Genomic DNA, 12951 nt, shown 5'->3' with positions numbered 1-12951 from the left:
GGCCCGGCCGCGCGGAGCGCCGGCCGGTCGCCGTGCGCGGCTTCGACGCCGGCGAACTGCTCGGCGATGGTGCGGGGGCGCTCGCCGGCCGGGCCGGGGTCAGACGCGGACATGCTTGCCCCACAGTCGTCCGAGCTCGGCCGCGATCTCCTGCGGCCGTTCGCCGTTGCCCACGCCGCGGTGCAACGCGTCGGCGCCGGCACGCTGGTAGGCCGGGTAGCCGGGAAACCGGGGGCGCAGGAACGAGCGGTCCATCGTGTCGAGGGTGTCCCGGTAGAAGTGCGTGACGTCGGCGTTGACGCGTTCGTCCGCCCACACCGAGCGGCGGCCCGACTGTCCGCCCGCGTCGTGCGAGGTACCGGCCTGGGCCTGCGCCGAGGTCGCGAAGCGTACGAAGGCGGCGGCGTCCCGCCCGGCCGGGGAGTGGGCGGAGACGGCGAGCCCGACGCCGCCCGTGAGCGTGCCAACGGGTGCTTCGCCGATCCGCGGGGCGTCGCTGAACGCCACGAGTGCGGCCCGCGCACCGGGCCGGGCGTAGGTGACGTAGCCGAAGACCAACGGGCAGTACAGGGCCGGGTCGTCCGGGCTGGAGAGGCGTTCGAGCACGGTGATGGGGTCACTCGCCAGCGACTCGGGGGCGCACAGCGGGAGCAGGCGACACACCCGCTCGATGCCCTCTTCCAGCACCTCGGGGTCGATCCCGTCGTCCCTCCACCACTTAGGCCGGCCGTCCTCGCGCCGGCCCCGGCTGTCGTGAGGGCCGACCGCGGTGTTCGTACCGGCTTCACACAGGGACAGCACGGTGCCCCACAGATGGGTCGGGTTGGCCGCCAGCAGCACCGCCTCCCGCCCGTGGCGCCGCGAGAACCCGGGTACGGCATCCCATCTGGTCGGTATCCCGGTGCGGTCGACCGCGCCGGCGCGGTGGGCGCTGACCATGCACGCGGCGTCGACCGCACCGCCCCATTGCTGCCCCTTCCAGAGGTAGCTGGTGTCGCTCGGGCCGGCCGAGTCCGCGGCGCGCTCGCGCAGTTCGCCGGAGAGGAAGACGGTCTCCAGTGGCAGCAGGGCACCCGCCTCCACCGCGTCTCCGATGAACGGGTGGTCCAGCGCCACGAGGTCGTAGGTCCTGGCCAGTTCGACCACCGAGGCGTCCTCGAACTCCTGGAGTGAACGGACGGTCCACTCGATCGCGATCCCCGTCGCCCGTTCGAACTCGTCGCCGCCGGCCCGGAGCGCGTCGATGCCGCGCGGGTGGTCCCAGGTGATTCCTCGAAGGCGGCTCGTGGTCCGCATCAAGACCTCCTCGTCCGGCTCGTCCGGCTCGTCAAGTGCCGGGGTGCCCCGCTGGACAGCGCTACGGCACCAGATGGGTAGAACGTCACTGGTAAATCGTCACTGGTAAAACGTCTTACCACCCTAGCCGCTGTCCCCCGGGCCGGGCAAAGACGGGTTTCGGCCACCGCCGCGCGGGCGGAGCCCAGGAGGCGCGCGGGCGGAGCGTCAGCGCCGCGCGGGCGGAGCGCTGGAGGCGCGCTGGACCATGACCGGCGCGGGGGTCCGGATGCTCTCGTGGCGGGCCGGCTCGTTCTCCATCTGACTCAGGAGGAGCGTGACCGCCCGGGCACCGAGCTCGAAGAGCGGAAGCCGCACCACGGTGAGCTTCGGCTGGAGGAAGTCCGCGACGAAGACGTCGTGGAGGCCGACCAGCGAGATACCCTCGGGCACCGGCACCCCCATGTCGTGCGCGGCACTCAGCGCACCGACGGCAGAGAGCACGTTGGCGGCGAACACCGCCGTGGGAAGGTGGTGTGCCGAGAGCAGCTCGGTCATGCCCCGATAGCCCTGCTCGGCGGTGTGGCCGCCGCGGAAGACACTGGAGTCCGGTGCTTGCAGACCGGCCTGGGCGAGTGCGTCGGCCCATCCCTTGCGCCTGCGGACCGCACGGCTGCGGGGACCGTCGACCTGGAGCAGACCGATGTCCCGGTGGCCCAGCTCGATCAGATGCGAGACCGCCAGGTGCGCGGCCGCGTAGTCGTCGACGGCCACACTGCCGATGGCGCCGCGGGTGTGGTCGTTGAGCAGCACCGTCGGCACCTCACCGGACGCGATCTTCGACACCAGGGAGTCGGCGGCGGTGCCCGCCCGCTGGAGGAGCAGACCGTCGATCGCACCGCCGGAGACGAACCGCTTGAACATCTCGTCGTCCCTCGCGAGCACGTCGACGTCCGACAGCATGAGGGCGTAACCCGCCTTCGCCGCCTCGGCCTGGGCGCCGCCGATGATCTCGCTGTAGACGGGGTTGCTCGCGTCATGGACGGCCAGGCCGATGACGCCGACCTTGGACTTGCGCAGTGCCCGCGCGGCGTAGTTCGGCGTGTACTCCAGCTCCGCCGCCGCGGCCCTGACCCGCTGCTTGGTCTCTTCCCGTGCGCGGAGAGTGTCGTCGCCGTTGAGCAGTCGGGAGACGACCCCGACCGACACCCCTGCCCGCTTCGCTACGTCGGCGAGAGTGGCCATCGCGTGCAATCCTCCCCAAGGCTGGTACCCACCAACCTAGCGTGATCACCCCTCCCCACCGCCTCCGGCACCCGTCGGCTGCCGGAGGGAGATCGGCACACGAGCCACAGCACTGCTTGACGGCGTAATCGTCCGGCGCCTAGCTTGACTGGTAAAACGTCATACCAGATCGTGCAACGGCCTGGTACCGAGTGCCGAGCGATCGACATCCGCACACCGCGCGATGGAGCCGCCCGTCCGACTGCCAAGGGAGACCCGTGAACACACAGGGTTCCGGCAAGATCAAGACCGTCGTCGCAGCCGCCGCCGGGAACTTCGTGGAATGGTACGACTTCGCCATCTACGGGTACTTCTCACCCGTTCTCGCCAAGACATTCTTCCCCGATTCCGACGAACTGACCGGCCTGCTCGCCACGCTGGCCATCTTCGGCGCGGCCTTCGTCCTCCGCCCGGTCGGCGCGGTCGTCTTCGGCCACCTCGGCGACAAGCGGGGGCGGCGATGGGTGCTGTCCATCGTCATCCTCACCATGTCCGGTGCGACGACGCTGATCGGCGCCTTGCCCTCGTTCGCCACGGCCGGTGTCCTCGCGCCGATCCTGCTGACCGTGCTGCGCCTGGTCCAGGGGCTCTCGGCGGGCGGCGAGTTCGGCGGCGCCGCCTCGCTGCTGTTCGAGCACGCGCCGCCTCGGCGGCGCGGCCTCTTCGGGTCCACCCAGCCCGCGAGCATTGCCGTGGCGCTGGCTCTCTCGGCCGGTCTCGGCACCGCCCTCACGAGCTGGATGAGTCACGACTTCCTCTACTCGACGGGGTGGCGCATCCCGTTCCTGCTGGGCCTCCCCCTCGGCATCGGGGGCTGGTACATCCGCAGGCACGTCGAGGAGACCCCCTCCTTCACCGCCATGCAGGAGCAGGGCGAGGTCGCCGACAGCCCGGTGAAGGACGTCTTCAGAGGTCACTGGCGCATGGTCGCCGCGGGCACCGCGGCGATCGTGTCCTGGACCGCGGGCGGCTACGTCACGTTGCAGTTCCTGCCGACCTTCTTCGACGGTGTGCTCGAGCGGAACCTGTCCGAGGGGCTGACGGCCTCACTCGTCGGGCTGACGGCGTACGCCGGGTTCATCGTGCTGGGCGGGTGGCTCTCCGACCGCATCGCCCGCTGGAAGGTCATGCTGACGGGCGCGGTCGCGGTGGCGGTGCTCGCCATACCCTGCTATCAACTCCTCATCCGGGGCGGGGCGTTGAGCATCGGGCTGGCGGTGGTGCTGTTCGCGGCCTCCCTCGGGCTCACCGCGGGCCCGACACCGGCGATGCTGTCCGAGCTGACACCGGGCAACGTACGCAACTCGTACCTGTCGATCGTCTACTCCATCGCCAACGCCGCGTTCGGCGGCTTCGCCCCGTACATCGTCACCGCGCTCATCGATTCCAGCGGCGACCGCCTCTCCCCGGCCTACTACCTCATCGGCCTCGAAGCACTGGCCGTCGCCGGACTCGTCGGCGTCGGCGGCCACCTTCGCAAGCACGCGGGGCGCCCGGAGACGGGCCGCGCGGAAGCAGCGGCAATGGGCGTGGGTGCGGGCGCGGGCGCGAACGCCGGTGCGGGCGCGGATGCCTAGTAGGGCTTTGTCAGGTGGCCTCGATGGTTCTCGCATACTACGGTGTGATGCCCTGTCAGGTGTGACACCTGAGGAGATGGACGTGGTGCGCCCGCGTCTGAAGGCGTTCGCCGCGGAGATGCGGCTCGCTCAAGCGCCGGGACCAGCGGGCCAAGGGCGAGCTGTACCTGCGTGGGCTGATGCTGGACGGCAAGCGCAAGTCAATGCAACCGATGGCCGAGCGCCTGGGCGTGGACCACCAACAACAGCAGCAGTTCGTGTCCTCCTCGACCTGGGACTACACCGAGGCCCGCCGCCGGGTGGCCCGCTGGGCCGCGGCGCAGATCACTCCGGAGGCGTACGCGATCGACGATGTGGGCTTTCCCAAGGACGGGTACGACTCGCCGGGGGTGGCCCGGATGTACTGCGGCGCGCTGGGCAGACGCGGCGACTGCCAGATCCCGGTCAGCATCAACCTGGTCAGCGACACAGCGTCCTCGGCGGTGGACTGGCGGCTGTTCCTTCCCGAGAGCTGGGACGACGCCAAGAACAACGATGACGAGCTGCTGGCCGGGGCGATCCGGCGGCGTCGGGCGAGAACCGGTATCCCCGACCAGGCGCGGCACCTGGAGAGGTGGCGCCTGGCCCTGGAGATGCTCGACGAAGTCCGCAGGGAGTGGGAACTGCCCGACCTGCCGGTGGCCACCGATGCCGGCTACGGGGACGCCACCGGCTTCCGTCAGGGTCTGACCGAACGTGGCCTGGCCTACGCGGTCGCGGTCGCGGTCAAGGGCAGCACCACCTGCTATCCGGGCAACGCCGTTCCCCAGCGTCCGGCCTACAGCGGTCAGGGCCGCCCACCCGGTGCCGCCTACCAACAGCCGCACACCACCTTACGGGCACTGGCCACGACCGCCGGAGGCCAGGCCGTCCGGACCGTCACCTGGCGCCATGGCAGCAAGGCGACCAGGGACAACCCCCGCGCGGCCGAACCCACCGACTACTGGCTGTCCACACCGCCTGCCGACACACCGCCGCGCGAACTGGTCCGCATCGCGAAGATCCGCTGGAGGGTCGAGCACGACTACCGCGAGACCGCTGCTGGCACGCATCGGCCTCTCGCCAACCATCAGCGGGTCCTATCCCACGCTGAGGGCTCAAAACTTCCTTTGAGCATCAGCCTGCCGACGAAATTCCGCAGGTGAGGACCGCCATCCTTCTGTGTGGTGCCCTGCCGGGGGCACTACTGACGTTGTTGGCGTGATGTCGTCATGGTGAGTCCGGTTCCTGCGAGACATCCGTCGATGAGTTCGCTGCGGTACTGGATCTGGCGGAGACCGTGTCGGAGCGTGCTGATGAGGTGGTCGGGGTCGGTGAAGGCGGTGTTGGTCTGGCGGCTGCGTCGCAGCAGGGACCAGATGCCCTCGACGGGGTTGAGGTCCGGTGCGTAGGCCGGCAGGAAGTAGCAGGTGATCCAGTCGTAGGTGTCGATGAACTCCCGCAGTCGGCGGTCCTTGTGGACGTTGAGGTTGTCCCACACGAGCACGAGGGGTGCGCCGAGTTGCTGGTGCGCGGCGATGAGCAGGTCGCGGTGGTCGGTCCAGGTGAAACTGCGTCTGCCGCCCCGCTTGTGATCGGCATGCCGCTTGGGCCGGTAGATCAGCCGTGAGCGTTCACCCCGCTTGTAGCAGGCCGGGGCAGCGACGGAGAAGCGGCGCTGGGCGCGTCCCCGGACCCGGATGACGGGTGTGCGTCCGCGCCGGGCCCAGGTCCGTGCGGTGGGCGGCGTCATCGAGAAGCCGGCCTCGTCTTCGAAGCACAGCCAGGCGTCGAGCGCCGCCACGGACCTTCCACCTGCGGCCAGGTCTCCTTCACCCATCCCGCCACGGCCTCCTCGTCGCGCTCGACCGCCCGGCGGGTCGGAACCTGGTGGCTGAAGTCGTGCCGGTGCAGCATCTGCGCGATCGCCGACAGCGTCATGCTCTTGTGGAACCGGCGCCCGATCAGCGTCTTGATCCTTGCCAGTGTCCGCGTCTGGTCCGGCCGGCCGTGCGCGACCGGCCCCTTGGCGAGTTCCTGCTCGAGCACGGTGAACAGGGCCTCACTCGGCTTGGGCCGTGAGACGGGCCCGGCAGACCGCAGCCCCTCGGTGCCGGCGTCGTGCCAGGCTCGGCGCCGGCGCTGCACCGAGCGCACACTCACCCGTAAGTCCTTGGCGACCTCGGCGTTGGAGGTACCGGCAGCGAATCATTCCGCGGCCTCCAGCCGGATCCGCTCTCGAAACGCCTGCCGTTCAGGCGTCAGCCCACCACCCTGCGGATATCTCATACAACCGCACACCGCGACGATCACACATCGTCAGCCCCCAACGACATCACGCCGCAAAGGTCAGTAGCCGTGACATCACGGATCACCGACCCCCGTTCAAGACGCCTCAAACTTGCAGTTAGACTGCAAGTGGCGCAGATCGAGAGTCGACGCGGGAGCTGCCGTGAAGCTTGCCGCCCTACGCCGGAAAGGCAGACCGTTGTGACCAGCGGAGACGCTCGACGAAACAGCGTGCGCACTAAGGACCGAAACTCAGAAGAGCAGAGCAAACAACTCGCATCCCATCTCACGCGCGATCCGTCAGACTCAATTACATATAGAAGATTTCTACGCGTCCGCGCCTATGTCGTTATGACAAAGCCGCGAGTAATGGAACTCCTACTTGTCACGACTGTGCCGACCATGGTTTTGGCTCATGGCGGCTTGCCGAATTTGCCGCTCATCGTGGCGACACTCATTGGTGGAGCGGCAAGCTCAGGCAGCGCATCGGCTTTCAACATGTACCTAGACCGAGACATGGATGCCCGGATGAGACGCACATCTGGTCGCCCTTTGGTGACCGGAGAGGTGACACCGCGGTCTGGATTGATCTTCGCCTGGCTCCTGGCCATCTCCTCGACGGTTTGGTTCTGGTGCCTTGTGAATTACCTGGCCGCTGCACTGTCTGTCTGCGCGATTCTATGGTACGTAGTCGTGTATACGATTCTCCTCAAGCGTCGCACTGAGCAAAACATCGTGTGGGGCGGCATCGCGGGCTGCTTCCCTGTAGTCATCGGCTGGGCATCAGAGACAGGGACCGTGTCATGGCCGGCGGTAATACTCTTTCTAGTGATTTTCTTTTGGACCCCGGCTCATTATTGGCCTCTGTCCGTCAAGTACGGCGAGGACTACCGTTGCGTCAGCGTCCCCATGCTCGGCGCAATCCACGGAATCGAGCACGTTGCCAAGAGAGTGATTGCATATGCCGTCGTGACTGCCATGACCTCCATTCTCCTCATTCCTGTTGCAGGAATGAGTTGGACCTATGCAATGGTGGCAGTAGTCGGTGGAGCGTGGTTCGTATGGGAAGCTCTTCGACTCCAAGCCGCTGCCCGTCGAGCGGAAGCCGCCGCGCGACCAATGCGGATGTTTGTGGTATCGAATGCGTATCTTGCATTGTTGTTCGCCGCAGTGGCCATCGATACACTCGTGAAATACAGACTCAGATGAAAACGCTGTCGCACCGGCCTCCCGCGCCTGCTCCTAACATTCAGCGCGCCAGAAATCTTGGTGGAGTCGACAGGATCAGCGACGTGGCCTGTAGCGGATACGCAGCACCTGAACCGGACACGCCCTCAACGCAAGTGCTGGGGTCCCCCTCTACGTTTGGCAGATGCAGTCGACCGGCCGCGGAGGGAAACTCTTCGCCAGCATGGCCTCACCTGTCTCGACCTGAAGTGCACTCGGGCTCTGACTGCGCCCGTTGATCACTGCTCCCAACACTGAGTGTCAGTCAGCCAAGTTCCGGGTTAAGACACCGCTACCACGTTCACAGCTTCTCGCTCCACCTCATAAGAATCATGTTTACCGCCATGATCTCAAGCGCATCGTTCACCCACACGGAAACTGGAATAGCTGACTAATGAACGTGCAAAAACACACCCGCCGGAGGTTCCTGACCAGCAGTGCTATTGCCACGCTGGGCGCTGGAGCAGTAGGAACTGCCGCCGGAACGCAGCTCCCACGCAAAGGAACGGCCAGCGCGGCGCCCTCGCCGACACACCATACGCCCTCCTCTATCCCGTTCTTTGGCGCCCACCAGCCGGGCATCGCCGATCCGACCCCAACCAACGCGGTTTTTCTCGCCTTCGATCTCAAAGACTCGACAGTAAAATCTGACCTGGCGGACGTCATGCGAGCGTGGACGGGTCTTGCGGCGGCTCTGATGAGGGGAGACACCTCTGCCGATACATCACTGGTGTCTACCGGCTCAACGCCAGGAAAGTTCACCATGACCGTGGGGCTCGGAGGCGCCGCTCTCGACCAACTTGGCATAAATCGCCCGCCTGCACTCGTCGACCTGCCGTTGTTCCCCGGGGATGAACTCGAAGTCGCAGCCTCACATGGCGCGGTCTTCGTGCAGCTTTGCTCCGATGACGCCATATACCTTGGGGGCGCCGTACGTGCCGTTCGCGCGGCTGCGAAGCGGGTCCTGCGGCCCCGCTGGCAGATGAACGGCTTCCGCGGTGCTGCCGCCTCGACCGCTAGCAGCAATGGCCGCAATCTCATGGGCCAGATCGACGGCACCAATAACATCGCCGTCAGCCGTGCATCCACAGGTGGGCCGGTCTGGGTCGACGCAGTTTCACCCGCATGGATGACAGGTGGAAGCTACGTCGTCGTGCGCCGATTCCGCATACTCTTGAGTAAATGGGAAAGTGCGGGATCGAGCACACGGGACCACGCGGTCGGTCGACACATCCCATCGGGAGCCCCACTGGGGGCGCACAAGGAATCCGATCCGGTCGACCTGAACGCTAAGGATCCGTCCGGGGCACTGATCATCCCGGACGACGCCCATATCCGCCTTGCCGCGCCCCGCCGAGGCGCTGGTGAAGAGATGCTCCGTCGGTCCTATTCCTACTCGATCGGACAGGCAAGTGGCGCCGCAGGCGATGAAGACGCTGGCCTGATTTTTGTCTCCTACCAGGCCGATCCGACTACCAGTTTTATACCGGTACAGCAACGACTGGCTAAATCAGATGCCCTCGCACACTTCACGCTGGCTACGTCTAGCGCCCTGTTCGCGATCCTGCCCGGGGTCGCTGGGAAACATGATTGGTATGGGCGATCGCTCCTAAGCTGATCGCGACGTGGTGATTCGATATCGCGTCGCCCCCCTCAAGACGAGCATACCGCCGGAGTCCCTTGGCTCTCGTACGTGAACACATCGCAGTCGAACTTGACGCGAATGGTTTGCTGATTAGGCGTTGACATATCTGACTTCGTCAGTTGATCGACGCCGCGAGCCTCTGCTGCGCATATTTGCCACTCGCCTCAATGAGATTTACAGAAAGGTTGCAGGTGTGTCAACGTCTACACGTCGCTTGTTCTCGGTTGTAATAGCTATAGGCATCGCCGCCACACTCGCCGGCTGCACAGCCGGCGGCTCAGCAAAGGTTGGTGCTCGAACATCGGCCATAGCAGTACTGGACTCCAAAGATCTTGGCGACATACTCGTCGATGGCAAGGGCAACGTTCTCTATGCCTTTAAGCCGGACAACGCCTCGACGGTTAGCTGTACATTCGGCTGCGCGACGGTCTGGCCCCCACTCTCGGTCGCCGATAATGCGTCCACCGCAGATGGTGACGGAGTTGACGTAGCCCTATTGGGCAAGCTGCCCAACCCCGCTGGCGGTCACGTCGTTACTTATAACGGTTGGCCGCTCTACCGATACGCCGCTGATAAGGCACCTGGTCAGCATCGCGGACAGGACGTCTTCCTGAATGGCGGCTACTGGTACGTCATGAAACCTGACGGTAAACCTCTTATGCCATGAAGCGCGAAGTCGGTGAGAGGCGAACAAGCAGCCGAACTGTCAGGGGGCGGTCACTGTAATCGTCGGGCGCGCAAAGCAGGATTCGACTTCCTCGGCTTCAACGTCCGACGCCATGGCGACAGCCTGATCATTACGCCCAGCAAGGATGCTGTGAAGAGAATCCGGAATCGACTGCGGTCCGAGGTGCAGGCTCTCCTCGGGCAGAGCATCACAGTCGTACTTCGCAGGCTCTCTCCTATCGTCAGGGGCTGGTCTGCGTAATACCGGACGGTGGTATCCAGTAAAACTTTCTCAGCGCTGGATAGCTATGTGTGGACGCTCACCTATAAGTGGGCCAAGCGCACCCACCCGAAGAAATCGAAGCACTGGATCGTTAATAAGTACTTCGGTAGGCTCAATCGGTCCAAGAATAATAACTGGGTCTTCGGTGACCGCATCACAGGTGCCCACCTCCCCAAGTTCGCCTGGACCAACATCAGAAGGCATCAGCTAGTCAAGGGAAAGTCTTCACCTGACGACCCCGCTCTTGGTGACTACTGGAGTCAGCGCCGTAGGACGCGCCACCTCCGCCGATGGACAGGAGCAGTCTTACTCTGACATCCCGCCAGAAAGGTCTCTGTCCACTCTGCGGTCAGGCACTCATCGCTGGTGCGGAGTATGAGCCGGAAAGCCCACGCGAGTGGATCGACTGGTTCGACGCTATGAAAAAGCGACTCGTTCATTCCGAATGCCATCAGCAGCTTCATGCGCGAGATGACAGCAACAAATAGCGGATTCTGTGAAGCCTTCGGGCTTGCTTGAGCCGTGGTGCCTGGAAACAGGCATGCCCGGTTCTGAGGGGGCCGGGTCATAGCAACATGACCCGGCTACCCGACAGGCACCGTGCTGTGGCCACGAGATACGACAAGCTTGCGGTCCGCTACGAGGCCACTGTCCTCGTAGCAGCCATCAACGAGTGGTTGTGACCAGCACCGTCAGGAAAGGCGGGCGGAGGGCCAACGGAGTTTGGGTGATTCAGGGGTTGATGGCGTGCTCGGTGAACTGGCCACAAGAGCGGAACCCCAGGCGGCGGTAGACGGGCTCGCCGTGGGCTGACGCCTGCAAGACTGCGATGCGGTGGTCCCGGTCGCGGGCCATACGGAGTGCCGCGAGCGTGATGGCACCGCCGTAGCCGCGTCGGCGGTGGGCAGCCAGGGTGGATATGTTGTAGAGGCCGGCAACTCCCGCGTGGTGAAACACTTCAGCGGAGCAGACCGGACGGCCCTTCACGTAGCCGACCAGATACCGGGCCGGGCAGTGCGCGGCCAGTGCCTGCGGGGCGGCCTGGGCGAAGAAGCGGTGGACGGTGGCAGCGGGCGGGTCCCAGTTCGCGGCAAGAACCAGGGCGTAGTCGGCAAGCTGTTCGGGCGCGGCCACCCTCTGGATGTCCAGTCCTTGGACAGTGGGCGGTGGCAGGGTCTCGTCCAGCTCGGCCCACATCGCCGTCTCGCGTTCAGACGCCGGCAGACCGGCCGCTGTCAGGCGGGTGGTGAGGTCCAGCGGTGCCGAGGCGGGCCCCACCCACCAGGAGAAACGGCGGCCAGTGCGGGCCAGCGTCCCAGCGATCTCGGTGATACGTGCCGTAGCGTCGGCGGCGGTGAAGCGGGCCGCAGCAACAATGTTGAAAGTGTCGTCGTCCAAGCCACTATCCGCGACCAGGAGGTCACCAGCCTCTGTGACGGTCGCACCAGTCATACTCCGGTGCAGGTGACAGGCATGTTCCGCCAGGTTCCGTTCCATCCTGTCCATCAAGTCGGCTTCATTGAGGAAATGATCATTCATAGCGGTTGATCCCAGCATGACTGGGCGAAGATCGCATGCGATTTTGGGTCGTCCCTCGGCAGTGTCGCGCTGGCGACCAGCACATTCGATACACGCCCTAGTACTCCAGCAGCGTTTCGCTATCTGGCCTGGTCAGAGGCATCGTTCGGAGTGTAGTCGGCTGGTGGCCGGTCTGGGGCGGTCTTGCCGGACCGCCCCTCCAACGAGTGGGCCGGGGAAATGGCTGGGCTGCCTACGCCACCAGCACCGGAAGGGCGTTGGTGGACCGGGAGCTGTACTTGCCCAGGTCGTGGACGGAGGACCGCGGTCGCTGCCGGGCGGCGAAGGTCCCCGACGAACGCGGCTTCGCCACCAAGGGAGAGCTGGCCAAGCGCCTCGTACTGCGTGCCCTGGCCTCTGATCTCCCCCTGGCCTGGGTGGCCGCGGACGCCGCCTACGGGCAGGAGGGACGCTTCCGCCGTCTGCTGGAGCAGTCCGGTCTGGGCTACGTGCTCGCGGTGCCCAAATCCCAGCAGGTTTTCGGACCGCGGGTCGACCACCTCTTCGCCCAGGCCCCGGACGAGGCATGGGAGCCGATGTCGTGCGGCAACGGGGCCAAAGGGCCGCGGCTCTACCATTGGGCGGCAATGGAGTTGCCCACGGTGGCCGAGTTCGGCTAGCAGGGCGAGGTCCCCGTCCGCCGGCGGTGGGGCACTGGCCCGCCGCAGCCTCAGCAAGCCCGCCATGCTCGCCCACGCCTACCTCGCGGTCATGGCGGCCGACGCGGCCGCAAAGGGGGTTGCAGAAACGCTTCCGGCACCCTGGCTCCGCTCACCGTGGCAGAAGTCCGGCGGCTCCTGGCGCCTCGCCTCGCCGACAAACACCGAGCCGGCCGGCCGCTTCGCGCGCACATGCTGAACTGGTCACGCTGGCGCCGCAGACGCCAAGCCGTCGCCCGCCACTGCCACTACCGACGACGACTCCACTCGTTGCAGGGGCACTCCGGCAAGACCGCCCCAGACCGGCCACCAGCCGACTACACTCCGAACGACGCCTCTGACCAGGCCAGATAGCGAAACGCTGCTTGGAGTACTAGGACCCCGACGGGCCCCCGCCCTTCGGACGGAGGCCCGTCCGCAACACGTGTCGCGGACGCTGCCCAGGCCGTT

Annotated in this window: 9 protein-coding genes and 3 pseudogenes; 8 read left to right on the top strand and 4 right to left on the bottom strand. The window is 65.9% G+C overall.

Annotation, left to right across the window (positions count from 1 at the left end; genetic code table 11):
- Positions 1-99: 99 nt before the first annotated feature.
- Together KN815_RS13595 and KN815_RS13590 are read right to left on the bottom strand one after the other, a co-directional pair.
- Positions 100-1296, bottom strand: a complete 1197-nt coding sequence (locus tag KN815_RS13595; protein WP_216342106.1) for a type 2 periplasmic-binding domain-containing protein — start codon at positions 1294-1296, stop codon at positions 100-102.
- 207 nt (positions 1297-1503) lie between these two features.
- Complete coding sequence (locus tag KN815_RS13590) at positions 1504-2520, bottom strand: LacI family DNA-binding transcriptional regulator (RefSeq protein ID WP_216342104.1); 1017 nt, start codon at positions 2518-2520, stop codon at positions 1504-1506.
- Positions 2521-2777: 257 nt separating this feature from the next.
- Here KN815_RS13590 and KN815_RS13585 point away from each other — a divergent pair, with 257 nt between their 5' ends.
- Both KN815_RS13585 and KN815_RS13580 read left to right on the top strand, forming a co-directional pair.
- Positions 2778-4136 (top strand): MFS transporter, encoded by a 1359-nt coding sequence (locus KN815_RS13585; protein ID WP_216342102.1) that lies wholly within the window; start codon positions 2778-2780, stop codon positions 4134-4136.
- A gap of 179 nt (positions 4137-4315) precedes the next feature.
- Positions 4316-5320 (top strand): IS701 family transposase, encoded by a 1005-nt coding sequence (locus tag KN815_RS13580; protein ID WP_253208955.1) that lies wholly within the window; start codon positions 4316-4318, stop codon positions 5318-5320.
- A 38-nt stretch (positions 5321-5358) separates the two neighbouring features.
- On the opposite strand, the pseudogene KN815_RS52560 reads toward KN815_RS13580, so the two are convergent.
- Positions 5359-6443, bottom strand: a pseudogene (locus KN815_RS52560) (IS630 family transposase).
- Positions 6444-6512: 69 nt separating this feature from the next.
- Here KN815_RS52560 and KN815_RS13565 point away from each other — a divergent pair.
- The 5 genes and pseudogenes from KN815_RS13565 to KN815_RS52555 form a co-directional block, all read left to right on the top strand.
- Positions 6513-7652: a heme o synthase gene (locus tag KN815_RS13565; protein WP_372458340.1), complete on the top strand. Its 1140-nt coding sequence runs from the start codon at positions 6513-6515 to the stop codon at positions 7650-7652.
- A gap of 412 nt (positions 7653-8064) precedes the next feature.
- Positions 8065-9288, top strand: a complete 1224-nt coding sequence (locus KN815_RS13560) for a Dyp-type peroxidase (RefSeq protein ID WP_216342097.1) — start codon at positions 8065-8067, stop codon at positions 9286-9288.
- Positions 9289-9412: 124 nt separating this feature from the next.
- Positions 9413-9982, top strand: a complete 570-nt coding sequence (locus KN815_RS13555) for a COG4315 family predicted lipoprotein (RefSeq protein ID WP_216342095.1) — start codon at positions 9413-9415, stop codon at positions 9980-9982.
- Between the two features lie 270 nt (positions 9983-10252).
- On the top strand, positions 10253-10579 hold the full coding sequence (locus tag KN815_RS51520; RefSeq protein WP_308403650.1) for a group II intron maturase-specific domain-containing protein: 327 nt from the start codon (positions 10253-10255) through the stop codon (positions 10577-10579).
- A 278-nt stretch (positions 10580-10857) separates the two neighbouring features.
- Positions 10858-10947, top strand: a pseudogene (locus tag KN815_RS52555) (IS5 family transposase); the annotation flags it as partial.
- A 49-nt stretch (positions 10948-10996) separates the two neighbouring features.
- Here KN815_RS52555 and KN815_RS13545 read toward each other — a convergent pair.
- Complete coding sequence (locus KN815_RS13545; RefSeq protein WP_216342108.1) at positions 10997-11761, bottom strand: GNAT family N-acetyltransferase; 765 nt, start codon at positions 11759-11761, stop codon at positions 10997-10999.
- A 272-nt stretch (positions 11762-12033) separates the two neighbouring features.
- Between KN815_RS13545 and KN815_RS52550 the strand changes: the two are divergent.
- Positions 12034-12700, top strand: a pseudogene (locus KN815_RS52550) (transposase); the annotation flags it as partial.
- Positions 12701-12951: the final 251 nt, after the last annotated feature.

It is taken from the genome of Streptomyces niphimycinicus (genome assembly GCF_018883605.1).
GTDB classification, from domain to species: Bacteria; Actinomycetota; Actinomycetes; order Streptomycetales; family Streptomycetaceae; genus Streptomyces; species Streptomyces niphimycinicus.
This window is presented reverse-complemented; position numbering and strand designations above follow the sequence as displayed.